This window comes from Alphaproteobacteria bacterium, assembly GCA_040216735.1.
Classification (GTDB): Bacteria; Pseudomonadota; Alphaproteobacteria; order SHVP01; family SHVP01; genus CALJDF01.
The window spans coordinates 776,922-802,756 of record JAVJOO010000002.1 but is presented as its reverse complement, the minus strand read 5'-3'; the positions used below and the strand labels follow the sequence as shown (position 1 = coordinate 802,756).

Below are 25,835 nucleotides of genomic sequence, written 5' to 3'. Positions count from 1 at the left end.
ATGAGCGAACCGCACAACACCGGCCCCCTGGCGGGGTGGAAAATCGTCGACCTGTCGCGTGTCCTGGGTGGACCGTACTGCACGCAGTTGTTGGGCGACCTTGGCGCCGAGGTCATCAAGATCGAACCGCCCCAGGGCGACGAGACCCGCGATTGGGGGCCGCCGTTCGACGACATCGGCGAGGCCGCCTATTTCATGGGCGTCAATCGTAACAAGAAAAGCGTTGCGCTGGACATCCGTGCGCCGGAGGGACGAGACATCCTCCTGCGCCTGCTGGAAAACGCCGATGCGCTGGTCGAGAACTTCAAGACCGGTTCGCTGGAGAAGTGGGGTCTGGGCTACAACGACGTACTCAAGGACCGCTTTCCCCGGTTGATCCATTGCCGGGTCACCGGTTTCGGGGGCGATGGACCGCTCGGCGGCTTTCCCGGTTACGACGCGGTGCTCCAAGCGATGTGCGGCTGGTTTACGGTGAACGGCTCGCCCGAGGGCAGTGGCGTGCGGATCGGCATTCCGCTGGTCGATATCGGCACCGGCCTGTTTGCCGCCAACGCGATTTTGGCCGCCGCCGCAGAACGCGAGAAATCGGGCAAGGGCCAGTTGGTCGAGGCCAGCCTGTTCGACACCGGGATCGCCTTTCAGCACCCCCACGCGCCGAACTGGTTTCTGTCTGGAAAGCCCCCCGTAAGGGTCGGTAATGCCCATACCAACATCGCTCCCTACGATGCCTTTCCCAGCAGCACGGTCGATATCTATCTGTCGGTCGGCAACAACGGGCAGTTCCGCCGATTGTGCGACGCGCTGGGGGCACCGGAGATGGCCGAAGATCCCCGCTTTGCCAGCAATGCAGACCGGGTCCAACACAAACCTGCCTTACGTGAAAAATTGGTCGCACTTCTGGCTGACAAAGACGGCGAGGCGCTCTGCATGTCGTTGTTGAAACAGGGTGTGCCGGCGGGGCCGATCTTGGATATGGCTGGCATTTTGAACCACCCGCATACCAAGCATCGCCAAATGGTGGTTGAAAAGGACGGCTACCGCGGCGTCGGTGTTCCGATCAAGTTCAGCCGAACGCCAGGTACAGTACGCAGCCGCCCGCCAACCTTCGGCCAGAACGATCGCGACGTCCTCGAAGCGGCGGGCTTCAGCGGCGCGGAGATCGATCGATTCATCGAAGCCGGCGTCGTCCTGGAACAGCGCCGCAAGGCCAAGTAGGGGCGGCGACGATGGCCCGTTTCGAACAATGCCACTACGCCGACGAAGCGCTGGAACGAAAATTGGGCTTCCCGCGTTTTGTGAAATCGCGCGGTATCCTCTACATGTCGGGGATGCTGTCGGCGGACGAGAATTTCGATCTGGTGGGTGCGGGGGATATGGCCGCACAAGTCGAACGGATCTACACCCGGCTCGAAGGAGCGTTGGCTACCCAAGGCGCGACGCTTCAGCACGTCGTCAGCGAAATATTGTTTACCACCGATCTTGCCGCTTTGAGCGCAGCGAGCGAGGTGCGCCGAACCTTTTATGCGCGACACAACGCGTCGATTCCGGCGTCGACGGCGGTGCAAGTGGCCGCCCTCGCCCTCCCCGGCGCAATGTTGGAAATCCACCCGACCGTCGAGGCGCCCGAATGACCGCCGTGAGGGCTATCGTGGCAGCGCTCGGCGTGATCGGGCTGCTGTGGACCGGAACGGCGCTGGCGTCCTCGCCGAAGTCCGCCGACGAAGCGCCACCCGTTGTGCGCTTCATCCCCCTTGCGTCGCTGAGCGCCGCAATCATCAGCAACAACCGGGTGAGCGGCCGGGTCACGGTCGACATCATCATCGAAGTGTTGAAGCCGGAGGAAGCGGCCGAGGTACAACGCAAGGTGCCTCGGTTGCAGTCCGCTTGGTTGAACGTCTACCAACGGCACATCGGACGTTTATCTAGTCTGACCGAGCGCTTGGACCTTGAGGTGATGATCGGCGACATGCGCCGCGCCAGCAATATCGTGGTCGGCAACGACGTTGTCAGGCCGCTGATTCAGAACATCGCCTATTCGCGTTAACGCGGGTCCGACCCAAGCCAGTGATCGAGAAAGCCGTCGAGCCAGCGACGCACATTGTGATCATGCGCATCGCGCACCGACTTCATTTCGTCGAGCGCCTGGGCGCCGGGGACCGCGCGCTTGTGGGCGAAACCCGACCAACGTTCCATCGTATTCGGGGTCAGTTCAGGATGAAATTGAACGCCGTAGGCTGATTGGCCGTACCGGAATGCCTGGTTGGCGAAGCGATCGCCGCGCGCCAATACGGTCGCGCTGTCCGGCACCTCGTAACCGTCCTTGTGCCATTGATAAGCGTGGATGACGTCGGTATCTCCAAAGATCTCGGCACCCGCATCCGTCGGGTAGACCGGGAAGTAGCCGACCTCGAACAGCCCTTCTGCATGGGGGTGGACGCGACCGCCAAGGACCTGGGCCAGCATCTGACAGCCAAGACAAATGCCCAGGAACGGCACGCCTGAATCCAAGACCTTCGGCATCCAATCCAACTCGCGACGGAGAAAGTCGAACTTCTCGTATTCATAGGCGCTTTGCGGACCGCCGAACACAACGACGCCGGCGTGGTCGTCGAGGGTCTGCGGCAGTTCATGTCCGAGGCAAGGCCGCCGCACGTCGAGCGTATAGCCCTTACGCTTAAGGAAGCGCCCCACGCGCCGGGTGCGCGAATGTTTTTGGTGGACGATGCAGAGGATGCGACCTGACATGGCCGGGAAAGCTATCCCTCGCGCCCGCAGTCTGCAATCCTTCCAAGGTGGGACGGCCGTTTCAGCGGTTCTTGGCAAATGTGTCGTCTCCCCGGCGGCGCGCTAGATCGCTGCGCGCCGGGCACCCGCAACTTGCAACGCCATGCTGCCAAGGCCGAGCATCAACGCGGCGATGACGATCAAAGGTCCGAGGAACGGGACTAGGCCAAGAATCGAAAGCACCAGGAGGCCGACCGCCAAGGCGGCGACGCGGGGCCAGAACCGGCTCTCGGCGTCGCGGCGCACGAGACGGGCAAGCACTTGGCCCATCAGGAGCGCCGCCGAAAGGTAGGCCGCGAATAGCCCTGCGAGGAACACTGCAACCAAGAAGATCGTCACCGGGAATCCGATCACGGTAATGGCAAGGATCACAGCCAACAGCGGCATGCCGATGAAGACCCCCGCGCCCGTGGCCAAAGCGCGCAGCGGGCGGGCGCGCATGTCGCGCGTCACGAGGCGCGCAGCATCGGGGAACATCATCAGATGGAGCGCGCCCAAGACAACGAGGCCGATGAGAAACAGCAGACTGCCTGCACCGACGCCGGCGAAGGCGCCGCCGAACATTTCTTCGGTGGCTTCGGAGCGGATGAAGGTGATATCGCCGCCGATCTGCGCCGCGGGATCGATCTCGGCCTCGTTGACGCTGCGATAGGTGAAATCGCCGACGATGCGCGCGCCCGGTCCTACGATGATGTGCTGCCCTGCGACATCAACGTTACCGAGAAAGGTGCCGCCCAGTGCGATGTCGGCGCCGCCGATGTGCGCATCGCCACCGATCTCGGCGTCGATCTCCACTTCGCCGCCCGCGACCATAATGCGATCGCCGACAATGAGACCGCGTTCGAGCCGCACCGTCGCACCGGCGGCATTGATGTCGCCTGCCACACTCCCGCGCACCACCACGTCGCGCGCCGCGGCGCGAACGTCGCTGGCAACCGCCGCATCGACCAACACGTCGCGGCCAGCGGCAATCACGTCGCCGGCGACCTGCCCGCGTACCGTTACATCGCCGCCGGCGACGACAATGTCCCCGGCTGCATCTGTATCGACCGATACGCTGCGACCGGCGAGGTAGACGTTGCGTTCCGCCGGTCCGCTCTGGGAGACGAATTCACCGTATTGCTGACCGATGCTAGGCGTCGCGACGGCGAGCGTTAATCCGGCCGCGATGGCGGTCAGGAAGAGGGTTTTCATGAGAGCACCTTTCCTACGGGGAGGGCGGAGAGCTTTGTATCGGCGGGGATGTCTGCGGCGCCGACGACGCGTCGGTAGAGATCGAACGGGAATGCGGCGGCGCGACGAGTAAAGCGCCCCACCATCGCAAGACCGTTGACGACGCTCGCTAGGGCGCCAGGCGGGCGCGCTCGTTCGGCTTCGGCAACAGCCAACTTGCCGGTGAGCGAGTCCGCGATCTTCCCTGCGATATCGTCCTGGAAAGTTAGACCGGCATCGGTGCGCCGGTCGAAGCGCCCGCCCCAAAGTTGATAGCCGCTACGTTGTTCGACGAGCAAGGCGGTAACGCGCACCGTGTCGCCCGCGATTCGCACGCTGCCGTCGAGGACGTAATCGGGCGGCGGATCCGCCGGGATGGAGCGCGTAGCCACGGCAACGATCCGCAGGCGAGCATTCGCATCGGAAAGCGAGATCATCAGATCTTGGCGCAAGCCATCACCGATCTGAACGAGACGATTGTCTTCGCCAATCGGATCGAAGGGGTAGACCACCAGGACGGGCGCGGCGTTCGCCGGCGGCGGCGTTTCGCCGCCCAAGAAAAACACCGCGCCAAGGATCACCGCCGCCGCCACGGCCAAAGCCGCCGTCAGCCGTACCGAACGGCGGCGCCGCCGCGGCTGGTGCGCACCGACACCGAAGACACGGACGGGTTGGTCGATGTTCTTGAAGGTTTGCCGACCGAGATCCGTGATCGGCGCATCGATACGGTTGCGGATTTGATCGTAGACCGACGCTGTGATGCAAATGCCACCCGGCGTTGCTAGACCTTCGAGGCGCGCAGCAACGTTGACACCGTCACCGAGCAAGTTGTCGCCGTCGACAATGACGTCGCCAAGATTGACGCCTATGCGGAACCGCATGCGGCGATCTTCGGGCAGGCTTTCGTTTCTGGCGGCGATGCCTTCTTGGATGGCAAGGGCGCACCGCACGGCCTGAACCGGGCTTGAAAATTCGGCGACGAGGCTATCGCCCGCGCCGCCAAAAACGCGCCCCTCGTGGTGGCTTACCGCTTCGCCGATGACAGCCCTGTAGTCGGACAGAGTCCGGACGGTGGCGTCCTCGTCCTGTCCCATCAGCCGGCTATAGCCGACGACATCCGCCGCAAGAATGGCGGCGAGCTTGCGTGGTGCGGTTTCTGCCACAGCCCCCCTCGCCTTAACCTCGTTCTTATGTAGGAGGCTTCACGACGATTGTTAAGTCGTATTCCGTCCTTGGGTAACGCTATGCCGGTCCGGCACTATCGGACCAGCACATTGACTTACGCCGGATCGAGCCGATGTGTCAGAGGTATCAACTCACCCATGAGGGGACCACCATGACGTTTCGTTCATTGTTCCAAGGTCGACGCAAATGGTTCGCCGGTGCCGCGGCGGTGCTCGTTCTCGTCGGGATCGGCGCCGCCGTCAGCGGGGACCATCATCATCATCGCAGTGCCGAAGCGCGCGCCGATTGGGCAACCAAGGTCGTCACTCGAAAGCTCGATCTCGATGCCGGTCAGCGCGAAGAGTTCCGCAAGGTCGCCGATGCGATGGTGACCGCCTCCGCCGATGATCGAACGTTCGCCGAACAACTGGTGCGAGACACCCGTGCGCTGGTGGGGTCGGCGCAAATCGATGCAGCGGCGGTGTCGGCCCTGGGCGATCGCCTCAAGTCGGAATTCGATCAGCGTCTCGACGCGGTTCTGCCGGCATTCGTCGCTTTTCACGCCAGTCTCAACAACGACCAGCGGGACAAATTGACGGACCGATTGGACCGGGTGCTGCGGCGACTGGCTGACTAGCGGGGGTTTTCCACCCCGGTGCGGATAGCGTACCGGGGGGAATGGTGGAGCAGAGGGGAATCGAACCCCTGACCTCGGCATTGCGAACGCCGCGCTCTCCCAACTGAGCTACTGCCCCATTTTGGCCTGGGTGAAGGCAGGCGGATAATGATGATGGGCTTCCGCCGGTGTCAAGGCTTTGTGCCGACATCGGCGGCGCGTCGCCGCCTTGCCCGCCCCCAGCCCATCGGGTTTAATGCGGGCGCTGCGCCCGCCGATCGACTGGCGGTCAGGGCGTCCCGCCGCCACCAACCCCATAGGTACGATGCAATCCATCCTCGGGCTCCTTGATACGCTGGCGTTGCTGTACGTCTGGGCGCTGATCGGATCGGCAATATTGAGCTGGTTGATCGCCTTCAACGTCGTCAATACCGGCAATCGCGTCATTTATATGCTCGGCGACTTTCTTCACCGCGTGACCGAACCGGTGCTGGCACCCGTGCGCCGCCTGTTACCGAACCTCGGTGGCATCGATGTCTCGCCGATCATTGTCATCCTGCTCGTCGAGTTCATCGTCCGGGGCCTGATCCTGCGCGATACGCTTGGCTACGGAAGATTCTAAAGACACGCCGTTCCGGGCCGTCGCGGACGGCGTTATCGTCCGTGTCCTGGGTGCCCCAAAAGCGTCACGCAACCAAATCGACGGCATCGTCGCGAGCGGCCATGGCGCTGCGGTCAAGGTCCGCGTGACGGCGGCACCGGATAAGGGCAAGGCCAATGCCGCTATCCTCGCCGTGTTGGCCAAGGCCTGGCGCCTACCGGTCGGTCAATTAGCACTTGCCACGGGCGACACCGACCGACACAAAACAGTCCTCGTGGCGGGCCATCCAACGGCTGTGCTGCGCCACCTCAACCAATGGGCAAGGGATCGCGATGGGTGATGCACTATTGATCGACGGCAAGGCCATTGCGGCCGATGTGCGCGCCGAAGTCGCCGCTCAAGTCGCCACCTTGAAACGGGACCATGGATTGACGCCCGGCCTTGCCGTTGTGCTGGTCGGCGAGGATCCGGCGAGCCAGATCTATGTGCGCAACAAGGGCAAGATGACGTTGGCGGCAGGGATGAATTCCTACGAGTTCAAGCTGCCCGCCGACACGGCGCAGGATGCGTTGCTCGCCAAGGTCCGCGAGCTGAACGCCGACCCGAAGGTCCACGGTATCTTGGTGCAGATGCCGCTGCCGGGTCACATTTCGGAAAACGACATCGTCAGCGCCATCGACCCGGACAAGGACGTCGATGGTTTGCACCCGGTGAATGCCGGACGCCTGTCGCTTGGCCAAGCCAATGCGCTGGTCTCGTGTACCCCGCGCGGCTGCATGATCTTGCTGGAGCGCTCGGGTGCCGTATTGGAGGGCGCCGAGGCCATCGTCGTCGGCCGCTCCAAATTGGTCGGCAAACCGGTCGCCCAGCTGTTGCTGGCGGCCAACGCCACGGTGACGATGGCGCATTCGCGCACCCGCGATCTTGCCGCCGTCTGCCGCCGCGCGGATATCGTGGTGGCCGCAGCCGGGCGGCCCGAAATGATCCGCGGCGATTGGATCAAGCCCGGCGCCACGGTGATCGATGTCGGGATCAACCGGATCGAGGATCCGGCTGGCGGCAAGGCGAAAATTCTAGGCGACGTGGCCTTTGACGAGGCAACGAAAGTGGCCCGCGCGATTACCCCGGTGCCGGGCGGCGTCGGGCCGATGACGATCGCGTGTCTATTGTTGAATACGGTAACGGCGGCCTGTCAGCAGCACGGGATCGCGGTCCCGTCAGTCTGAGGCTGCCACCGGTTTGGCCAGTCGAATCAATCCTTTGATCGGCTTGTGCGGATCGACCGGCTTGCCCTTGCGTAGGATCGCGATGTCGCCGTCGCGCGCAAGGTGTAGCGCCTCCTGCCGCACGGCATGCAGGTACTTGCGCCATAAATTGGGGCCGTCCTTGGGTTTGCGGTAGCGCTCGGCCAAGGCTTGGGCGACCTGCTCGGGGCGCACCCCGCCTGGGTTGTTGGCGATCAAATCGAGGATCGCCTCGGCGGCGGGATCGCGCGCCTCTTCCACATCGCTCATCGGATCACGGCAATGAATCGCGGCGCTTGAGAAGCTTCAGGCGCAGCGCGTTGAGCTTGATGAATCCTTCTGCGTCGCGCTGGTCGTAAACCGAGTCTTCTTCGAAGGTAACGTGCTGCAGGCTGTACAGGCTGTGCGGCGACTGACGTCCGACAACGGTCGCATTGCCTTTGTAAAGCTTCAGCCGAACCTCGCCGGTGACCTTGGCTTGCGATTTGTCGATGAGCGCTTGGAGCATCTCGCGTTCGGGCGACCACCAGAACCCGTTGTAGATGAGCTCGGCGTAGCGCGGCATCAGTTCGTCCTTCAGATGCATCGCGCCGCGGTCGAGGGTCAGGCTTTCAATGCCGCGGTGGGCCGCCAACAAAATGGTGCCGCCGGGTGTTTCGTATATGCCGCGCGACTTCATGCCGACGAAGCGGTTTTCGACGAGATCGAGGCGGCCGATGCCGTTGTCGCGCCCGAGCTCGTTGAGTTGGGTCAGCAAACTGGCGGGCGACAACGGGTTGCCGTCGATGGCGACGGCGTCACCCTGCTCGAACGTCACCGTGATGTAGGTCGGCTTGTCCGGTGCGGCTTCGGGCGACACGGTGCGCGAATGGACGTGTTCGTCGGCTTCGGTCCACGGGTCTTCGAGTGCCTTACCTTCCGACGATGTGTGCAACAGGTTGGCGTCGGTCGAGAACGGCGCCTCGCCGCGTTTGTCTTTGGCGATGGGAATCTGATGCTGCTCGGCGAATTCGATCAGGCGCGTGCGCGAGACCAAATCCCATTCGCGCCACGGCGCGATGACCGTGATGTCGGGATTGAGCGCATAATAGCCAAGTTCGAAGCGGACCTGGTCGTTGCCCTTGCCGGTCGCGCCGTGGGCGACCGCGTCCGCGCCCGTCGCCGCGGCGATCTCGATTTGCCGTTTGGCGATCAGGGGGCGCGCGATCGAGGTGCCCAATAGATAGATGCCTTCGTACAGCGCGTTGGCGCGGAACATCGGAAAGACGAAGTCGCGGACGAATTCCTCGCGCAAATCCTCGATGTAGATTTCGCGCACGCCGAGCATTTCGGCCTTGGCCCGCGCCGGTTCGAGCTCTTCGCCCTGGCCGAGGTCGGCGGTGAAGGTGACGATCTCGCAGCCGTAGGTGATCTGCAGCCACTTGAGGATGACGGAGGTGTCGAGCCCGCCCGAATAGGCGAGCACCGCTTTTTTGATCTGTTTGGTCATGGTGTACCGCGCTCGAAAATCAGGGCGCGGAGTATAGGGATGCGCGCGGTTTCGGCAAATCGCCCGCTGTCAGGGCGCCTGCCAGAGCGTCCCGCCGTCCGGACCCTGGAGGATGAAGCCGCCGCCCTCTTGGTCGTCGTGGGCGATACGCGCCCGCATCCGGTCGTCGGCGTCGCGCAGGGTCAGGCTCGCCCCGGTGTCGGTGCCGACGATTTCCATCCGGCGCAGCGAATTGGGGCCGAGGATGCTGAGGCGGTTGGCAAAGAGTTCGGCCACCCCCGTATCGAGCTGGATCAGTGCCTCGCCGTTGCGGTCGGAGAGAGAGAAGAACGGCACGTCGTTGGCCGTTTTGAGTACCGCGACGTGACCGGGGCGCATCCGAATCTCCATGCCGAAATCGTCGTCAGTGACGGTCCCGCCGAAAAACGCGGCGCGCTCGCCGATGCCGAATAGGGACAGGCGGCCGCCTTGGCTGGGCGAAGAATTATTGAGGATCGCGACGGGCTTGTCGTCGGAGTTGAACAGGGTGATTTCGGCGCCAAGCTTCGAAGGTACGAATTCGCCGCGCACCTTACCTTCGTTGTTGAGGACCTTGAGGCCGTGTACTTCGATGACGCCGGTCTCGCCCGATAGGACGACCGTCGGTGCGCCCGCGGCATTGCGCAGGACGAGGTCGTCAGTGCCGCCTAGGGGCAGGAACGGCAGGACGACGGCGACGGCGGCAGCCAAGATCGCGGCGGCGGCAACGATCGACAGCATGCTGCGGCTGCGTTCGAGACGCGCGATGCGATCTTCCAGCGTTGAGTCGGCGGCGGACATCGGACACTCCTTGGCTTGCGGCGCTGCCGGACGGTAGCGCGCACACCCCCCAGGGTCCAACGACTAGGGTTCAGAAAGCGTTAACATCCAGTGGGGACCGAGGTTCGGCGCGCGTCGGCAGCGGCAACCAAAGGCGGGCTCAGCGAATCTCGCTGGCCCGCTGTTTGACGCTGGCTGACTTGAGCTGGCCGCAGGCGGCCATGATGTCGCGGCCGCGCGGCGTGCGCACGGGCGAGGAATAGCCCGCGGCATTGACGATTTCAGCGAATGCCGCAATCGCCGCATCGTCGGAACACTCATACGGCGCGCCGGGCCAGGCGTTGAACGGGATCAGGTTCACCTTGGCCGGAATGCCTTGGAGCAAGCGGACGAGTTCGCGCGCATCGGCGGGCGTGTCGTTGACGCCTTTCAGCATGACGTATTCGAAGGTGATGCGGCGCGCGTTGCTGCTGGTGGGATAGCGGCGGCAGGCGTTGAGCAAATCCTTGATCGGGTATTTTCGGTTCAAGGGCACCAGTTCGTCGCGCAGGTCGTCGCGGACGGCATGGAGCGAAATCGCCAGACCGACACCTAGGTCTTCGCCGACCCGGGCGATCTCGGGCACAACGCCCGAGGTCGAAAGCGTGATGCGACGGCGCGAAATGCCAATGCCTTCCTGGTCCATCAGGATGCGCAGCGCCTTGGCGACGTTGTCATAGTTGTAGAGCGGCTCGCCCATGCCCATCAGCACGATGTTGGAAATCATGCGGCCCTCCTTGGGGGAGGGCCATTCGCCGATGTCGTCGCGGGCATGCAGGAGCTGCGCGACGATTTCGCCGGCCGACAGGTTCTTGACCCAGGGCTGGGTGCCGGTGTGGCAAAAGCGGCAGTTGAGGGTGCAGCCAACCTGGGAGGACACGCACAGCGCGCCGCGGTCGGTCTCGGGAATGAAAACGGTTTCGATTTCCTGGTTGGCGCCGTAGGACAGCAGCCATTTGCGGGTGCGGTCTTGGGACACTTGGCGGTCAACCTCAGTGCCCCGATCCAAGTGGAAGCCGACCTCAAGCTCGGCCCGAAGATCCTTGGAGATCGTGGTCATGTCGGCGAACGAACGGGCGCCCCGGTAGTAAATCCAGTGCCACAATTGGTTGGCGCGCATCTTGGCGCTGCGCGCGGGAACGCCGGTCGCGACGAGCGCTTCGCCGATCTCCTCGCGGGTCAGGCCGATCAGCCAACGTTTTTGGCCGACAAGGACCGGCGCGGTGTCTTCAAGGGTCAGTGCCATGGGGTGTTCTATCCCGCCCCGGGCGGGACGAAAAGAGCGCTAGCGAATGTTGCAGGCTTTGTTGATCGCGTTGTGGGCGGCGGTGAACCCCGAGAGCGAATAGGTATCGGTTGTAACGGTACCCCGGTTCGAGGTGCCGCGAATCACCATGGTATTGCCCCGAATCATCGCCTTGACCAGCGCGCTGTCGCTGGCGGCATCGCGGGCCCACGCGGTGTCGTCATGGGTGAACATCGAGAAATCCTGGCCGTCGATCGACACCACCGTCTCGGATTCCTCTTTGTAGGTGTAGCCGGTATAGACGCTGACCTCGTCGCGGACCTTGGCGCCGGGACGATGGGTGACCAGGATATAGATGTCGCCGCGATTGACCCCAGCCGGCACCGATGCCCATTTCTGCGGCGAGGAGGACATGTAGCAGACATCGCCAGTACGGTCCTTCAGGGTCAACGCGACCCAATCGCGAAACTCGCCGACCACCTTTGGGGTGGACTGGGCGTAGCCGGGCGCGGCGAAAAGAAGCGCACCCAGGGCTGTGACCAAGAAAAGACTCGCGCGACGCATCGCCCTAATACATAGCGGTCGCGGAATCGGTTTTCAAACGTTGATCCACGCGCGTTAGCCAAAATCCGCGTGAGGTGGCCGCGAAACCGTTCCTGGTCGCGCATAGTCAAAGGCGCGCCCATGCGCTAACCCTAGGGTCATCGTGCAGGCGCCGGGCAAACGGACTCATGGCTGATCGAAACGGTAAAGATCGCGTCAGGGCGCATTACGAGGCGTTGCCCTACCCGACCCGCGACCCGGCGGACGAGCGCAAGCGCCTGATCGAGGGCTCGCCCAGCCATCTTGACGAGATCAATCACTATGTCTTTGCCGGGCGGTTGAATTTCGAGGCCCCGTTCCGCGCTCTGGTCGCGGGCGGCGGCACCGGCGATGCCGCGATCATGCTGGCCCAGCACCTGGCCGACCGGGTACCGCACGGGACAGTGGACTATCTCGATCTGAGCCGCGCGTCGCAGGACGTGGCGCGAGCGCGGGCCGACGCGCGCGGGTTGACCAATATCGCCTTCCACCAGGGGTCGTTGACCGCGCCGCCGGACCTTGGCGCACCGTTCGACTACATCGACTGTTGCGGCGTGTTGCATCACCTGCCCGATCCCGAAGCGGGGCTGCGGGTCCTGGCCGGGCTACTACGGCCGGGTGGGGGAATGGGGATTATGGTCTATGGCGCTCTGGGCCGGACCGGCGTCTACCCCGTCCAAGCCGCCCTGCGCGCCCTTGCGCCCGAACCCGACATGCGCCGGCGCGTAAGGGTTACCCGGCAACTGCTTGACGACCTGCCGGACACCAACTGGCTGAAACGCAACCCGTTCCTCTCCAGCGTCAACGACGACGATGCGGCGCTGGCCGATCTCTTGTTGCACCCGATCGACCGCGCCTACACCGTGCCCGAGGTCGTGGCCTTGGCGGATCAAACGGGGCTGACACCCACGGCCTTTCTCGCGCCTGCGCGCTACGACCCCGCGACCTACTTACGCGACCGGGATTTGCTCAAGCGTGCCGCCAAACTCCCGTGGCTTGACGCCGCCGCGCTGGCGGAAAATCTTGGCGGCAATTTGAAAATCCACGTCGTCTACTTGACCAAGGGAACACCGCGCACGGAGGCGGTCGCCCCCTTGGACGATCGGGCGATACCGATCCTGATGCGCACCGACCCTGCGGCGCTGGCCGAAAGCCTGCGTCGCCGCCCCGAGATCAGAAGCTCCTTCGACGGTATCGCGGTGACCTACCCGGTCGACTCGACAATGGCCGATGTCGTTGCCCGAATCGACGGGGTGCAAACCGTTGCGGATCTCCGCGGCGCGCACGGCGAGGCCGGTTTCGACCGCCGGTTTCGCACCCTGTACCGCGCCCTGAACGGCCTGAACCTGATGTTGTTGCGGCAAGTGGTGTCGGCATCGTGAGCGGCGCAGCGGTGGCGGATGGCGGCTGGCACCGGTTGGTCTGGCGGCTCGCCATACCGATCATCCTTTCGAACCTGTCGGTGCCGTTGCTCGGCATGGTCGATACCGCCGTGATGGGGCAGCTCGAAGCGCCCTACTACATCGGCGCGGTGGCGGTTGGCGCGTTGATCTTCAGCTATATCTATTGGGGCTTTGGCTTCTTGCGCATGGGCACGACCGGATTTACCGCGCAAGCCTTTGGCGCGGACGATGCCGTTGAAATGCGAGCGACGTTCCAGCGCGGTCTGATCCTGGCCGGGGCGATTTCGCTGGGCGTTCTCGCATTGCAGTATCCGATACTGGCCTTTGGACGTTGGGCAATCGACGCCGGCCCCGAGGTCGAGGGCCTCGCCGCGACCTACTTCCAGATCAGGGTGTGGGGCGCGCCAGCCGCCTTGGCGAACTACGTCGTCCTGGGCTGGCTGCTCGGGCGCCAGCAGGTCCGCACCGCATTGCTGCTCCAGGTATTTCTCAACGGGCTCAATATCGTTCTCGATGTCGGCTTCGTGCTGGGGCTGGGCTGGGGCGTCGAGGGCGTCGCCTTGGGCACGCTGCTGGCCGAATACGCCACCGCCGCCGTCGGGCTGTGGCTGATCGCCGGTATCTTGCGGACGCTGCCGGGCACGGTGGCACGGGCGCGGCTGTTGGACCCGGTGCAAATGCGCCGGTTGATCAGCGTCAACGGCGATATCTTCATCCGCACCCTGTGCCTGATCACCGCGGTAGCCTACTTCACTGCCCGCGGCGCCGAGCAGGGCGACACGGTATTGGCGGCCAACGCCATTCTCATGCAACTGTTCATGTTGGTTTCGCACGGGCTCGACGGGTTCGCCCACGTGGCCGAGACACTAGTCGGCAGCGCCGTCGGCGCTCGCAACCGCGACAACCTGCGCCGCGCGGTGGCGGTGACGACGATATGGGCCGCGATGGTCGCGGGCGTCTTCGCGTTAGCTTACGCCACTCTGGGCGGTACCTTTATCGACCTGATGACGATTTCGCCCGAGGTCCGTGCCGCCGCCAAGTCGTTCTTACCGTGGATGGTGGTGATGCCGATGGTCGGGATCTGGGCATTCCAGTTCGACGGTGTGTTTCTCGGCGCGACCCGCACGAAAGCGTTGCGGAACGGTATGATCCTGTCGTTGGCGGTGCTGGTCCTGGTGAACATGGCGGCGATGCCGCTCTGGGGCAACCACGGCCTATGGTTGTCGTTGGTTGCCTTCATGACGGTACGCTCGACGGTGCTGGTCCTGCGTTACCCAGCGCTGGTCCGCGACCTGACGCCGGGTTAGCTGCGCAAATCGGACAGGTCGACAAACAGGTCGAGCGCAGCAGGATTGGCCAAGGCGTCCTTGTTCTTCACGGGCCGACCGTGGACGACGTCGCGAACCGCAAGTTCGGTGATCTTGCCGCTGATGGTGCGCGGAATGTCGGCCACGGCGATAATTTTGGCAGGGACGTGGCGCGGGGTTGCGTTGGCGCGGATGTTGGCCTTGATGCGCGCGCGCAGATCGTCGTCCAGCGCGACCCCCTCGCGGAGGCGAACGAACAACACGACACGGACGTCGTTGTCCCAATCCTGGCCGATGCACAGGCCCTCTTCTATCTCGTCCATCTGTTCGACCTGGCGGTAGATTTCCGCCGTTCCGATGCGGACCCCGCCGGGATTGAGCACGGCATCGGACCGACCGTAGATCACGACGCCACCATGATCGGTGAGTTCGCAGTAATCGCCGTGGGTCCAAACGCCGGGAAAAGTCTCGAAATAGGCGGCACGGTATTTGGCGTCATCGGGATCGTCCCAAAACCCGATGGGCATCGACGGGAACGGCTTCGTACAAACGAGGTCGCCTTTTTCGCCCCGGACGGGCGCGCCGGTTTCGTCGAACACCTCGACGGACATCCCCAGGACACGCGATTGGATCTCGCCGCGGTAGACCGGCAGGACCGAGGCCCCGGCGGCAAAACAGCCCAGTAGGTCGGTACCGCCGGAAATCGACGACAGCCGAACATCCTTCTTTACCGCGCGATAGATGAAGTCGAAACTTGCCGGCGCCAGCGGCGATCCGGTCGACAGGATGGTTCGGACCCGCGACAGGTCGTGCGTCTTCATCGGCTCGATCTCGGCCTTGATGCAGGCATCGTAGAACTTGGCGGAGGAGCCGAAGACCGTGACCTTTTCTTGCTCCGCCAGCGACCATAGCCGGGTCGCGTCGGGCTGGAAGGGTGAGCCGTCGTAGAGGACGAGCGTCGCGCCGCAGGCGAGGCCCGAGGCGAGCCAGTTCCACATCATCCAGCCGCAAGTGGTGAAATAGAACAGGCGGTCGTCCTGCCGCAGGTCGGTGTGCAGCAGGTGCTCCTTGAGGTGTTGGAGCAAGGTGCCGCCGGCACCGTGCACGATGCACTTGGGCACCCCCGTCGTCCCCGACGAATACATGATGTAAAGCGGATGAGCGAAGGGGAGCTGCGCGAAAACGATATCGCCCGGCGCATAGGGCGCGAGGTAATCGTCCCACAGCGCTGCCCCCGGCAGCCGCGCGATATCGGGCGCGGCATCCACAAAGGGGACGACGACGACCCGCCGCAGGCTGGGTAACCGCGCGGCAATGTCGGCGATCCGGGCAAGCGAGTCGTGGGTCTTGCCGGCATAGAAATAGCCATCGGCGGTAAACAGCACCGTGGGTTCGATCTGACCGAAACGGTCCATCACGCCTTTGATGCCGAAATCGGGCGAACAGGACGACCAGGTCGCGCCCAAACTGACGGCGGCGAGCATCGCGACCACGGTTTCAGGGACGTTGGGCATGAAGCCGACGACACGGTCGCCGGGCTCTACGCCTTCGGCGCGCAGCGCTTGCGCCAAGCGCGAGACCGCGTCGTAGAGCTGGCGGTGCGAGAGTTCGCGGCGGACGCCGTGCTCGCCTTGGAAGATGAGGGCCGGGGCGTCGTCGCGGCGACGCAACAGGTTCTGGGCGAAATTCAGGCGCGCATCAGGAAACCAACGGGCGCCGGGCATTCGGTCGGCATCGACGAGAACCCGCGCGCCCTTGGTCTGCGCAACAACGCCGCCGAAATCCCAGACCGCTTGGAAGAACGCCTCTTGATTGGCCCGCGACCAGTCGAGCAACGCCCAATAGTCGGGCAAGGCAGTGCCCGTATCGCGCGCGACCAGCCGGGCGAAGGCGGTGAGGTTGCTTTGGGCAATGGTTTGATCGTCGGGGGTCCACAGCGGGGCGGTATCGGTCATGCCTTCGTTCCTCCTCGCCCCGGACGGTAGTCGCGGTACGCGGGCGGTGCAACGCAGCCATGCGGCGAAAGGTTTGGCGGTGGGCCGATTGACAGCCCATAATCGTCCGGTCTTGCCCGATTCGGTTGCGTCCGCCGCGACGGGGCGGCGCCCGGCAGGAACCCACCCGCGATGACGAGTCTCACGAGCCTTCGATCAATCCCCCAACCCGCCGTCGCGGCGCTCTATATGTTGGGGGCGACGATCCTGTTTTCGATCATGGTGGCCTCGGTCCGCCACGTCTCGAGCGAAGTTGCGTCGTTCGAGGTTGTCTTTTTTCGCAACCTACTCGGGATTGTCGTGATCGGCCCCATCGTGGCCCGGCGCGGCCTCGGTTTTCTGCGCACGACCCAACTCAAACTGTTCGGCTGGCGGGCTGCCTTCGGCCTGGGTTCGATGTTCATGTGGTTCTACGCGATTACCGTGACGCCGATTGCTGAAGCGGTTGCGCTCAGCTTTACCTCGCCGCTGTTTGTCACGGTCGTCGCCGTCTTTCTGCTGCGCGAGAAAGTCGGCATCCCGCGGTGGGTGGCGACAGCGGTTGGGTTCGGCGGCACCATGATCGTGCTGCGGCCGGGCATCGCCGAGATCACCACCGGGCATATGCTGTTGATCGCCTCGTCGATTCTGATGGCGATGTCGATCGTCTCGATCAAGATGCTGGCACGCACCGAACCGCCCGAGAGAATCGTCGCCTATATGGTGATCCTGTTCACCCCGGTATCGCTGATCCCCGCCCTATTCGTATGGGAATGGCCGAGTCTGAACGCCTGGTTCTGGCTGTTCGTGGTCGCCGGTGCGGGAACTTTCGCCCATATCGCCTTCACCCGCGCGCTCAGCAAAGCCGATGCATCGGCGGTGATGCCGCTCGATTTTATGCGGTTGCCCGCGACCGCGGTCATCGGCTATCTCGCCTTCTCGGAAATCCCGGATGTTTGGACGTTCGCGGGCGCGATCGTCATCTTCGTCAGTTCGATCTATATCGCCCGGCGCGAAAGTTTGGACCGCAAAAAGACGCCGGTCGACCCGGCCGCGGCCCTCTAGTGCGGCGCTACGTATGATTCGACAGGGCCTGCGCTATTGGGGCGGCCTTGCACCGAACACCCGTGGCGTGATCTGGGCCCTACTGGCCGCCGTCTTCATGTCGGTCATGGCCGTTCTGATCAAGTTTATGAGCGGACAGCTTTCGAGCTTCGAAGTGGCTTGGTTCCGGGCCAGTTTTGGATTGCTGGTGATCCTTCCCTTTGTCTGGCGGGCCGGCGGAATTGCGGCAATCCGAACCAAAAGGATCGGCATGCACGGCTTGCGCGGCGTGCTTGGCGCGATGGCGATGATGTCGGGATTTTACGCGGTAGCGCATCTGCCGCTTGCGCTCGCGACCTCGCTGAGTTTCGCCAAACCGTTGTTCATGGTGCCGCTGGCGATCGTGTTTCTCCACGAGATCGTCCGCGCCCGGCGATGGACCGCGACGATCGTCGGGTTCGTGGGCGTGGTGATCGCCATTCGCCCAACGGGCGCGATTGAATCGGCGGCACTGTTCTCACTATTCAGCGCGCTTATGGTCGCGCTCACAATGATCGTGACCAAATTCTTTTCGGACACCGAACGGCCGACGACCATGATCTTCTATGCCGGTGTCTTTGGGTCGGTATTTACGTTGATCCCGGCCATCGTTGTTTGGCAAACGCCGACGCTCGCCCAGTTCGCCTTTCTTTTGTTGATCGGGGCCGTCGGGACCATGGGTGCCAATTGCATGATCCGGTCGCTGACGGCGGGCGAGGCGACATTGGTCGGGCCGATCGAATATGTGCGGATCATTTTTTCCGCATTGTTCGGGTTTCTGATCTTCGCCGAAGTACCTACGCTTTGGATGGCGGCGGGATCGATCATTATCGTCGGGTCGACCATTTACATCTCGGTCCGCGAAGCGAGGTTGGGAAAGGTGAAGCCGCCCGATACGGATCATCTTTAGGAATTTCCAGACAAATCCGCGATCTGCTACAAGCGAACCAAACACAAAGCCGGGGGAGAAAAGCATGAAGTTCGAAGGATGCGCGGCGTTGGTCACCGGCGGCGGTTCGGGCCTCGGGGCCGGAACGGCGCGCGCGCTAGCGGCGCGCGGCGTCAAGGTTGCGGTTCTCGACCTCAATGAGACAACGGCCAAAGCCGTCGCCCATGACATCGGCGGCGTTGCGGTTGCCTGCGACGTTGCCGACGGCGACAGCATGGCGGCGGCCATCGCGGCAGCACGCGCAGCGCATGGTCCGGCGCGCCTGCTGATCAACTGTGCCGGGGTCGGCACGCCGCAAAAGGCGGTCGGCCGCGACGGTCCGATGCCGCTCGAAAACTTCATGAAGGTGATCAACATCAACTTGGTCGGCACCTTCAACGCCATTCGGTTGGCCGCGGCCGACATGCAAGGCTTGGAGCCACTGGAAGACGGCGAGCGCGGCGTCATCGTCAATACCGCATCGGTTGCAGCGTTCGACGGCCAAATTGGACAACCCGCCTATGCGGCCTCCAAGGGCGGCATCGTCGCCCTGACGCTGCCATTGGCACGGGAATTCGCGAGCTTCGGTATCCGCGTCGTGACCGTCGCGCCCGGCATCTTCTCGACGCCAATGCTGCATGGACTGCCCGATGAGGTAAAGGAGTCGCTCGCCAAGAGCGTCCCGTTCCCTCAACGTTTGGGCATCCCCGAGGATTACGCGGCGCTGGCCGTACACATCATCGAGAACCGAATGCTCAATGGCGAGGTCATTCGACTCGACGGCGCCATCCGCATGGCGCCGCGTTAGGGCCTCGTGACGACCTCGCCCGATCGCGGCGGAGAGCGCGCACCGTCCCTCGCCGACATCGAAGCCATTGGCGCAGCGGCGTTCGAGTCGATACCGGCGATCCTCCGCGCCAGGGTCGAGGGGGTGATCGTTCAAGTCCACGATTTTCCAGATGCCGACACGATCAACGACATGGAGCTAGAGACGCCCTTCGACTTGCTCGGTCTTTACAGCGGTGTCGATCTGATCTCGAAGAGCCTGACCGACCCCACTGAGGGCATCGATATGATCTTCCTGTATCGCCGCCCGCTGCTCGACTATTGGGCGGAGAACGACGTGACCCTTGGCGAATTGGTCCGTCATGTGTTGATTCACGAGATCGGCCATCATTTCGGCTATTCGGACGCGGATATGGAGGCCATCGAGGCCCGCCCCGACGCGCCTTGATTTCGGCGGCGTCAACGCCACCTCATCTGAGTATAGGAAAGGGAGTTCCACCATGGCCGTAACACCCCTGTCGGCAGAACACCTGAGACGGCGGTGCGACCTTTCTTCGTTATCGTTCGAAACCACCGACGACCTGAAGAGCGATGACGACGTTTTAGGGCAGGATCGCGCGTTCGAAGCGATCGAGTTCGGGATCGGCATCGAACACCGCGGCTATAACGTATTTGTGCTTGGGCCGACCGGTGCGGGCCGGCATCGCTATGTCCGCCGCATCCTGGACGCCCGGGCGGGCAGCGAACAAAAACCGTCGGACTGGTGTTACATCCACAATTTCGACGATCCGCGGCGGCCCAAGGCGCTGGAACTGCCGACCGGCATGGGACGCAGCCTACGGCGCGACATGGGCCAATTGATCGACGATTTGCGGGCCGGAATCCCGGCGGTGTTCGAATCCGAGGAGTATCGCAATCGGCGTCACGCGATCGATCAGGAGTTTCGCGATCGCCAAGAGGCAGTGTTCGAGGGCGTGCAAAAGAAGGCCAGCGAAAAAAACATCGCACTCATTCGCACGCCAACTGGGTTGGCACTGGCGCCGGTTCGCGACGACGAGGTGATCGAGCCGCAGGAATTTCAAAAATTACCGGAGGAAGAGCGCAAACGCATCGAAACCGATATCGAAGCGCTCCAGCAAGAATTGCAGCAACGGCTTCAAGAGATGCCGAAGTGGGACAAGGAGCGGCGCGACAAAGCGCGCGAGCTGAACCGGGAAACGACCCGCGGCGCAGTGGCGCATCAAATCATGGCGCTGCGCGCCAAATACATGGAGTTCGGCAAAGTTGTCGCCTACCTCGACGCCGTCGAGAAAGACATCATCGACAACAGTGCCCGGTTGTTCTTGGAGAGCGAGGTGGAAGCGCCCACGCCGAAAGCTCTGGTGCAACCGGACGGCGACGCACCGCGGCGGCCCGAACTTCAGTTCCGCCGCTATGAGGTCAATCTCTTCGTCGACAACAGCGGCGACGGGAACGGCAGCGGCGCCCCGGTGTTCCACGAGGATCACCCGACCCAACCCAACTTGATCGGCCGAGCGGAACACCAGGCGGAACTCGGCGCCCTCCTAACCGACTTCACGCTGTTGCACGCCGGCGCGCTTCACAAGGCGAACGGCGGCTATCTCATCCTCGACGCCGCCAAGGTGCTGATGCAGCCTTACGCCTGGGAAGAGCTCAAACGCACGTTGTTCGCCCGCGAAATCAAGATCGAGACGCCGTTCCAGTCGTACGTGTCGACGGTAACGCTCGAGCCCGAGCCGATCCCCTTGCGGGTTAAGGTCGTATTGATCGGCGACCGGCGTCTCTACTATCTCCTCGCCGCCGCCGACCCGGAGTTCGACGAGCTGTTCAAAATCGCGGCGGACTTCGAAGACGATCTTGAGCGCGACGACGCATTGGTCGAGAAATACGCGGGGATGATCGCCGCCATTGCCAAGAAAGTAGAGGTGCGGCCGCTCGACCGATCTGGCGTCGCGCGCGTCATCGAGCACAGCTCGCGCGAAGCGGGCGACAATCGCAAACTCTCCGCCCGTGTGGGTACCGTTACCGATCTGTTGCACGAATCCAGCCACCTTGCCGGGCTTGCCGAGCGGTCGGTGGTCACCGCAGCGGACGTCCAAAACGCGATCGATCTGCGGATCAAGCGCGCCGACCGGATTCGAACCCGGAGCCTGGAACAGATCGAACGCGGGACGATCCTGATCGATACCGACGGGCACCGCGTCGGGACGATTAACGGCCTATCGGTTTTGCAAATCGGCGGCTTCGCGTTTGGGCGGCCGACCCGAATCACCGCGCGGGTGCGGATGGGGCGCGGCGAGTTCGTCGACATCGAGCGCGAAGTCGATCTCGGCGGACCTACACACTCCAAGGGCGTGTTGATCCTGTCGTCCTACCTGGGTGCGCGCTATGCAGTCGATCGGCCCTTGTCGTTACGCGCCAGTTTGGTGTTCGAGCAAAGCTACGGCGGGGTCGACGGCGACAGCGCCTCGTCGACCGAGCTCTACGCGATCTTGTCGGCGTTGGCCGAGGCGCCCATTCGCCAAGGCTTGGCCGTCACCGGATCGGTCAATCAGTACGGCGAGGTTCAAGCCATCGGCGGGGTCAACGAAAAAATCGAAGGCTTTTTCGATGTCTGCGCCAAAGCCGGATTGACCGGCGATCAGGGCGTCTTGATTCCGCGATCGAATGTCGCCCACCTGATGCTGCGGCAGGATATCGTGGATGCCGCCGAAGCAGGCAAATTCGCCATTTACCCCATCGAGACGATCGACCAAGGCATTGAGGTCTTGACCGGCGTGCCTGCCGGAGAGGTCGACGATACTGGCATTTTTCCCGAAGGAACGATCAACCGGTCCGTCGAGGACCGGCTGGTCGCGCTCGCCGATGCCCGTCGGCGATACGGCGTACCGGGCGAGGGAACGGCATAGGGTGACCCCAATGGCGCGGGAAATTCGTCGCATCGTCGTTGCCCTGGACGACTCGGTCGAAAGTAGGGTCGTTCTGGAGGAGGCTGTCGCGTTGGCCGTCCGCATGAAGGCCGACTTGATCGGGCTGTTCGTCGAAGACGCCACGTTGCTGGCGGCGGCCCAACACCCGTTTATTCGGCAAGTCAGTTTGAGCGGGCAAGCGATCGAGGCGATGGACAGCCCGTCGCTCGAACGCGGCCTGCGCGCCCAGGCGGAATCGATTCGCCGTACTTTGCAGCGGGCCATCGGACAGCAACAACTAAGTTGGTCGTTCCGCGTCGTTCGTGGCAAGACGTCCGTTCAGATTCTGGAAGCGGTCGGCGGCGCCGACCTGGTCATCATGGGCAAGACGACGCCCGCCGTGACGCGGCGGGCGCGTCTGGGAACAACCGCGCGCATCGTGGCGAACACGCCGCGCGGTCGCATTCTGTTTTCCGAGCCCCGCCTGCAGCGGGTACTTGGCGGACCCGGCCCGATTGTCGCGGTCTACGGCGAAGGACCGCATGCGGACGACGTTCTCGATATTGCGATCGCGTTGGCCCGTGTGTCGGCGAGCGACCTGATGGTGATGATTCCGACCGATACCGCTGACGATGGGCAAGCGACCAAGGCGAAGGTGGCGGCACGCCTCACAGCGGAACGCGTCCGGGCGACGTTCAGGGCCGCGCCGCAACGCGGCTGCGATGCTTTGGTCCACAGCCTGTCGGCGCATCGCGGCGCGCTGCTGGTCCTGGCCCAAGATACGCCGTTGCTGGGGGGCGATTCGGTGGCGGATTTGATCGAGCGATTGGATTCGCCGGTGTTGGTCGTCGCGCCCAACCACGTGTAGCGGGCTGGATGGTCCGCGTTCTCTTCGTCTGTTTGGGAAACATTTGCCGTTCACCATTGGCGGAAGGGGTGTTCCGGCGCCTTGTCGACGAAGCCGGTCTCGCGGCGCAGATCGGCGCGGACTCGGCCGGTACAGGCAATTGGCATGTCGGGCAACCGCCCGATCCGCGCGCCCAGGCGACGGCGGCGCGGCGCGGCATCGATATTGCGCGGCAGCGTGCCCGGCAGGTCGCGGCGGTAGACTTTAACGATTTCGACTACATGCTGGCGATGGACTCGAGCAATCTGCGGGACCTAACCCGGATCGCGCCCGCAACGACTCCGGCGCGCCTACAGCTCTTTCTCGACTATGCCGCGGACGCCCATACGACCGACGTGCCGGACCCCTACTACGGCGGGCCAGACGGGTTCGACCGAGTCTATGAACTGGTGCACGGTGCCGCGACCGGGCTGTTGGGCTACATCCGGACCCACGACCTCTAAGGCTCGCGCCCTAATCCATCGCTCCGCCGCCGAGGACGAAACGATTTTTGATCCGCGGCGTATAGGCGTCCGAGCCTTTGCGATACTCGGCGGCGCGCTGTTTGTTAGTCAACTTGCATTGACCGAGGCAACCGGAGCGGCCCGGGGCAACGCCCAGTCGCGTGGCGCTGTTGCAACTGTGGCACAGGAACTCGTAGCCCATACGGACTTCGAGCCACCGCGTCAGGCGCTGCGACAGCGGCAGCCGGATGTCGTCGAGAGCGTCGCCTGAATCGGTCACGGGGCCTTATTCCGAGAGCTCATAGGTCTCCTCGATCCGGTAGATCGCGCCGCTATGCGCCAGATGACTGGAATATAGGTGGAAGGCATCGATAGGGAAGGGTTCGGTGCGAAACAGCGCGTTGTGGGCGAGGAAACTGCCGAGGCGCTCCATGTCCGGGCTCTTGAGGCGGGCCACCGTGACATGGGGCTTGAACTTGCGCGGTTCGGGCGCGAGCCCGGCGCGGACCAGCGCGGATTCGACGCGCGCTTGGAGCGCCATCAACGCGGGATTTCCGACCACGTCCGCCCACAGGGCATGGGCGCGGCGCCCCACGCCAAAATGGCCGACGCCGTTGAGCTGGAGGTCGAACGTGGTGCCGCCGACCCGCGCCAAGGCGTAGCGGGCGTCGTCGAACACGCCGCCGTCGACATCGCCGATGAACCGCAGCGTCAGGTGGATTTGATCGGGCCGCTGCCACCGGGCGCCGGGAACTCCACCGCTCAGGCTGACGAGTTGCTGAACAACCGGTTCCGGGACAGGGAGTCCGGCGAACAATCTGTACATGGCGACAACACCGTTAGTTCGACGTGGCGCGGTGACGACCGATGAGGTCGCGCACCGCGGGAAGAATGCGACGCACGATGATCTCGACGCCTTCTTCGTTGGGGTGGATGAGGTCGTTTTGATTGAGCGACGGATTAAGGGCGACGCCGTCGAGAAAGAACGGATACAGCATGACGTCGTGTTTTTCGGCGAGGCGCGGATAGATCGCGTCGAATTCGGCCACGTATTCACGCCCCAAGTTTCGTGGTGCCATCATACCGGCAATCATGACGGTTATGTTGCGATCCCGCAGGCGTGTCACGATCCCATCCAAATTGGCGAAGGTCGCCGCCGGTTCCAGACCGCGAAGGGAATCGTTGCTGCCGAGTTCGACGACGACGATGTCGGGATTGTCGCCCAGCAGCCAGTCGAGCCGTGCCAGTCCACCGGCGGAGGTATCGCCCGACACCCCGGCGTTGATCACCCGGACATCGGCGCCTTCGGCGCGGAGCGCGGCTTCCAGCCGGGCGGGAAATGCCTGGTCCGACGACAGACCAAATCCGGCAACGAGGCTGTCGCCCAGAACCGTGATGACGGTTTGCCCCGCCTTGGCGGCGAGCCCTCCGCCCAGGACCAACACCAATGTGACCGCGAGAACCGCGCCAAGACGGTTGAAAAGGCGGCGAATAGACCGATATTCAATGCTCACGCCGCATCCCCGCGGCGTTTGTTTTTCCTCGTTGCCCCACGGCAAGAAAGCGGCACTGTCATGAACGCCGACCCTGCCACCCCCGATCTACCCCGTAAAGACCTCGTCCGATTGCGCAACGTCACATTGACGTTGAGCAGCGCCGCGGGGCCGGTAGAGATTCTACGCGGCGTGGACTTCACGCTGCATGCCGGCGAAGCGGTCGGCATCGTCGGTCCGTCGGGGTCGGGCAAGTCGTCCATGATGTCGATCATCGCGGGCCTGGAGAAACCGACGGGGGGAGAGGTAACGGTCGCCGGGCACGACTTCACCGCGCTTGACGAGGATGGGCTCGCTTTGGTTCGCCGGGAACATGTGGGGATTGTGTTCCAGTCCTTCCACTTGATTCCGACCATGACGGCATTGGAAAACGTCGCCATGCCGCTGGAGCTAGCCGGCGCGCGCGACGCCTTCGCCCGGGCGAAAGACGCGCTCGACGCGGTCGGGCTCGGCAGCCGTACCGAGCACTACCCGGCACAACTGTCCGGCGGCGAACAGCAGCGCGTCGCCCTCGCGCGTGCGTTCGTCGGCGAACCCGACTTGATCCTCGCGGACGAACCGACCGGGAATCTCGACGGGGAGACCGGCCGCGCCATCATCGACTCGCTATTCGCGATTCGCGCCGGGCGCAACACGGCGCTGCTGCTGATCACCCACGAGGAACGCCTTGCGTCCCGCTGCGACCGCGTCCTGCGGATGGCCGATGGGCTCCTGATGCCGCAACCGGCCGCGCTGGCGGCCCAGTAA

30 protein-coding genes and 1 tRNA gene are annotated in these 25,835 nt (G+C 63.7%); 17 read left to right on the top strand and 14 right to left on the bottom strand.

What is annotated here, in order from left to right; translation table 11 throughout:
• Genes RID42_05155 through RID42_05145 form a run of 3 tightly spaced genes read left to right on the top strand, consistent with a single transcriptional unit; the run spans position 1 to position 2,044 of the window.
• A complete protein-coding gene (locus tag RID42_05155; protein MEQ8247050.1) occupies positions 1-1,215 on the top strand; it encodes a CoA transferase in 1,215 nt (404 codons plus the stop codon).
• A gap of 11 nt (positions 1,216-1,226) precedes the next feature.
• Positions 1,227-1,631: a Rid family hydrolase gene (locus RID42_05150; GenBank protein ID MEQ8247049.1), complete on the top strand. Its 405-nt coding sequence runs from the start codon at positions 1,227-1,229 to the stop codon at positions 1,629-1,631.
• Positions 1,628-2,044 (top strand): hypothetical protein, encoded by a 417-nt coding sequence (locus RID42_05145; GenBank protein MEQ8247048.1) that lies wholly within the window; start codon positions 1,628-1,630, stop codon positions 2,042-2,044. Before RID42_05150 ends, RID42_05145 begins: the two co-directional genes overlap by 4 nt.
• Here the strand turns inward: RID42_05145 and RID42_05140 are convergent.
• From RID42_05140 to RID42_05130, 3 genes are all read right to left on the bottom strand, one after another.
• Positions 2,041-2,745, bottom strand: coding sequence for a gamma-glutamyl-gamma-aminobutyrate hydrolase family protein (locus tag RID42_05140; GenBank protein ID MEQ8247047.1), 705 nt, complete (start codon positions 2,743-2,745; stop codon positions 2,041-2,043). The two genes, RID42_05145 and RID42_05140, sit on opposite strands and share 4 nt — an antisense overlap.
• A 102-nt stretch (positions 2,746-2,847) precedes the next feature.
• Positions 2,848-3,978 (bottom strand): polymer-forming cytoskeletal protein, encoded by a 1,131-nt coding sequence (locus RID42_05135; GenBank protein ID MEQ8247046.1) that lies wholly within the window; start codon positions 3,976-3,978, stop codon positions 2,848-2,850.
• Positions 3,975-5,159, bottom strand: a complete 1,185-nt coding sequence (locus RID42_05130) for an adenylate/guanylate cyclase domain-containing protein (GenBank protein ID MEQ8247045.1) — start codon at positions 5,157-5,159, stop codon at positions 3,975-3,977. The genes RID42_05135 and RID42_05130 overlap by 4 nt, the downstream gene beginning before the upstream one ends.
• Before the next feature lie 173 nt (positions 5,160-5,332).
• Between RID42_05130 and RID42_05125 the strand changes: the two genes are divergently transcribed.
• Complete coding sequence (locus RID42_05125; protein ID MEQ8247044.1) at positions 5,333-5,797, top strand: Spy/CpxP family protein refolding chaperone; 465 nt, start codon at positions 5,333-5,335, stop codon at positions 5,795-5,797.
• Positions 5,798-5,839: 42 nt separating this feature from the next.
• Here RID42_05125 and RID42_05120 read toward each other — a convergent pair.
• Both RID42_05120 and RID42_05115 read right to left on the bottom strand, forming a co-directional pair.
• Positions 5,840-5,915: transfer RNA gene (locus tag RID42_05120), tRNA-Ala, on the bottom strand.
• A complete protein-coding gene (locus RID42_05115; protein MEQ8247043.1) occupies positions 5,906-6,112 on the bottom strand; it encodes a hypothetical protein in 207 nt (68 codons plus the stop codon). The genes RID42_05120 and RID42_05115 overlap by 10 nt, the downstream gene beginning before the upstream one ends.
• Here RID42_05115 and RID42_05110 point away from each other — a divergent pair.
• Genes RID42_05110 through folD form a run of 3 tightly spaced genes read left to right on the top strand, consistent with a single transcriptional unit; the run spans position 6,102 to position 7,603 of the window.
• Positions 6,102-6,398, top strand: a complete 297-nt coding sequence (locus RID42_05110) for a YggT family protein (GenBank protein ID MEQ8247042.1) — start codon at positions 6,102-6,104, stop codon at positions 6,396-6,398. The two genes, RID42_05115 and RID42_05110, sit on opposite strands and share 11 nt — an antisense overlap.
• Complete coding sequence (locus tag RID42_05105; GenBank protein ID MEQ8247041.1) at positions 6,379-6,717, top strand: DUF167 domain-containing protein; 339 nt, start codon at positions 6,379-6,381, stop codon at positions 6,715-6,717. The genes RID42_05110 and RID42_05105 overlap by 20 nt, the downstream gene beginning before the upstream one ends.
• Entirely contained in the window at positions 6,710-7,603 is an 894-nt protein-coding gene (gene folD, locus RID42_05100) for a bifunctional methylenetetrahydrofolate dehydrogenase/methenyltetrahydrofolate cyclohydrolase FolD (protein MEQ8247040.1), read from the top strand. The genes RID42_05105 and folD overlap by 8 nt, the downstream gene beginning before the upstream one ends.
• Here folD and RID42_05095 read toward each other — a convergent pair.
• The 5 genes from RID42_05095 to RID42_05075 form a co-directional block, all read right to left on the bottom strand.
• On the bottom strand, positions 7,595-7,891 hold the full coding sequence (locus RID42_05095) for a DUF3253 domain-containing protein (GenBank protein MEQ8247039.1): 297 nt from the start codon (positions 7,889-7,891) through the stop codon (positions 7,595-7,597). The genes folD and RID42_05095 overlap by 9 nt on opposite strands.
• Positions 7,892-7,895: 4 nt before the next feature.
• Positions 7,896-9,110: an argininosuccinate synthase gene (locus RID42_05090; GenBank protein MEQ8247038.1), complete on the bottom strand. Its 1,215-nt coding sequence runs from the start codon at positions 9,108-9,110 to the stop codon at positions 7,896-7,898.
• 69 nt (positions 9,111-9,179) lie between these two features.
• Positions 9,180-9,929, bottom strand: a complete 750-nt coding sequence (locus RID42_05085; protein ID MEQ8247037.1) for a hypothetical protein — start codon at positions 9,927-9,929, stop codon at positions 9,180-9,182.
• A gap of 139 nt (positions 9,930-10,068) precedes the next feature.
• Positions 10,069-11,193, bottom strand: coding sequence for a 23S rRNA (adenine(2503)-C(2))-methyltransferase RlmN (rlmN, locus tag RID42_05080; protein ID MEQ8247036.1), 1,125 nt, complete (start codon positions 11,191-11,193; stop codon positions 10,069-10,071).
• Between the two features lie 39 nt (positions 11,194-11,232).
• Complete coding sequence (locus tag RID42_05075; protein ID MEQ8247035.1) at positions 11,233-11,757, bottom strand: invasion associated locus B family protein; 525 nt, start codon at positions 11,755-11,757, stop codon at positions 11,233-11,235.
• A 167-nt stretch (positions 11,758-11,924) separates the two neighbouring features.
• Here RID42_05075 and RID42_05070 point away from each other — a divergent pair, with 167 nt between their 5' ends.
• Positions 11,925-13,157 carry a class I SAM-dependent methyltransferase gene (locus tag RID42_05070; GenBank protein ID MEQ8247034.1) on the top strand — a complete coding sequence of 411 codons (1,233 nt, stop codon included), beginning with the start codon at positions 11,925-11,927 and terminating at the stop codon, positions 13,155-13,157.
• On the top strand, positions 13,154-14,485 hold the full coding sequence (locus RID42_05065) for an MATE family efflux transporter (GenBank protein MEQ8247033.1): 1,332 nt from the start codon (positions 13,154-13,156) through the stop codon (positions 14,483-14,485). Before RID42_05070 ends, RID42_05065 begins: the two co-directional genes overlap by 4 nt.
• On the opposite strand, the gene RID42_05060 is transcribed toward RID42_05065, so the two are convergent.
• Positions 14,482-16,440: an acetoacetate--CoA ligase gene (locus RID42_05060; protein ID MEQ8247032.1), complete on the bottom strand. Its 1,959-nt coding sequence runs from the start codon at positions 16,438-16,440 to the stop codon at positions 14,482-14,484. The genes RID42_05065 and RID42_05060 overlap by 4 nt on opposite strands.
• 171 nt (positions 16,441-16,611) lie before the next feature.
• Between RID42_05060 and RID42_05055 the strand changes: the two genes are divergently transcribed.
• The 7 genes from RID42_05055 (at position 16,612) to RID42_05025 (ending at position 23,535) form a co-directional block, all read left to right on the top strand.
• Positions 16,612-17,523 carry a DMT family transporter gene (locus tag RID42_05055; protein ID MEQ8247031.1) on the top strand — a complete coding sequence of 304 codons (912 nt, stop codon included), beginning with the start codon at positions 16,612-16,614 and terminating at the stop codon, positions 17,521-17,523.
• A gap of 13 nt (positions 17,524-17,536) precedes the next feature.
• Positions 17,537-18,451: a DMT family transporter gene (locus RID42_05050; GenBank protein ID MEQ8247030.1), complete on the top strand. Its 915-nt coding sequence runs from the start codon at positions 17,537-17,539 to the stop codon at positions 18,449-18,451.
• A 64-nt stretch (positions 18,452-18,515) separates the two neighbouring features.
• A complete protein-coding gene (locus RID42_05045) occupies positions 18,516-19,277 on the top strand; it encodes an SDR family NAD(P)-dependent oxidoreductase (GenBank protein MEQ8247029.1) in 762 nt (253 codons plus the stop codon).
• Positions 19,278-19,283: 6 nt separating this feature from the next.
• Positions 19,284-19,703 carry a metallopeptidase family protein gene (locus tag RID42_05040; protein ID MEQ8247028.1) on the top strand — a complete coding sequence of 140 codons (420 nt, stop codon included), beginning with the start codon at positions 19,284-19,286 and terminating at the stop codon, positions 19,701-19,703.
• Positions 19,704-19,755: 52 nt separating this feature from the next.
• Complete coding sequence (locus RID42_05035; GenBank protein MEQ8247027.1) at positions 19,756-22,185, top strand: ATP-binding protein; 2,430 nt, start codon at positions 19,756-19,758, stop codon at positions 22,183-22,185.
• A gap of 10 nt (positions 22,186-22,195) precedes the next feature.
• Complete coding sequence (locus tag RID42_05030) at positions 22,196-23,053, top strand: universal stress protein (protein ID MEQ8247026.1); 858 nt, start codon at positions 22,196-22,198, stop codon at positions 23,051-23,053.
• An 8-nt stretch (positions 23,054-23,061) separates the two neighbouring features.
• Positions 23,062-23,535 carry a low molecular weight protein-tyrosine-phosphatase gene (locus RID42_05025; GenBank protein MEQ8247025.1) on the top strand — a complete coding sequence of 158 codons (474 nt, stop codon included), beginning with the start codon at positions 23,062-23,064 and terminating at the stop codon, positions 23,533-23,535.
• Between the two features lie 10 nt (positions 23,536-23,545).
• Here RID42_05025 and RID42_05020 read toward each other — a convergent pair whose 3' ends face one another.
• The 3 genes from RID42_05020 to RID42_05010 are packed head-to-tail and all read right to left on the bottom strand — an operon-like array spanning position 23,546 to position 25,049.
• Positions 23,546-23,815 (bottom strand): hypothetical protein, encoded by a 270-nt coding sequence (locus RID42_05020; GenBank protein MEQ8247024.1) that lies wholly within the window; start codon positions 23,813-23,815, stop codon positions 23,546-23,548.
• A 6-nt stretch (positions 23,816-23,821) separates the two neighbouring features.
• Positions 23,822-24,361 carry an RNA 2',3'-cyclic phosphodiesterase gene (gene thpR, locus RID42_05015; GenBank protein ID MEQ8247023.1) on the bottom strand — a complete coding sequence of 180 codons (540 nt, stop codon included), beginning with the start codon at positions 24,359-24,361 and terminating at the stop codon, positions 23,822-23,824.
• A gap of 13 nt (positions 24,362-24,374) precedes the next feature.
• The gene (locus RID42_05010; GenBank protein MEQ8247022.1) at positions 24,375-25,049 is read right to left on the bottom strand and encodes an arylesterase; all 675 of its coding nucleotides are present in this window, start codon (positions 25,047-25,049) and stop codon (positions 24,375-24,377) included.
• A gap of 60 nt (positions 25,050-25,109) precedes the next feature.
• Between RID42_05010 and RID42_05005 the strand changes: the two genes are divergently transcribed.
• Positions 25,110-25,835 (top strand): ATP-binding cassette domain-containing protein, encoded by a 726-nt coding sequence (locus tag RID42_05005; GenBank protein MEQ8247021.1) that lies wholly within the window; start codon positions 25,110-25,112, stop codon positions 25,833-25,835.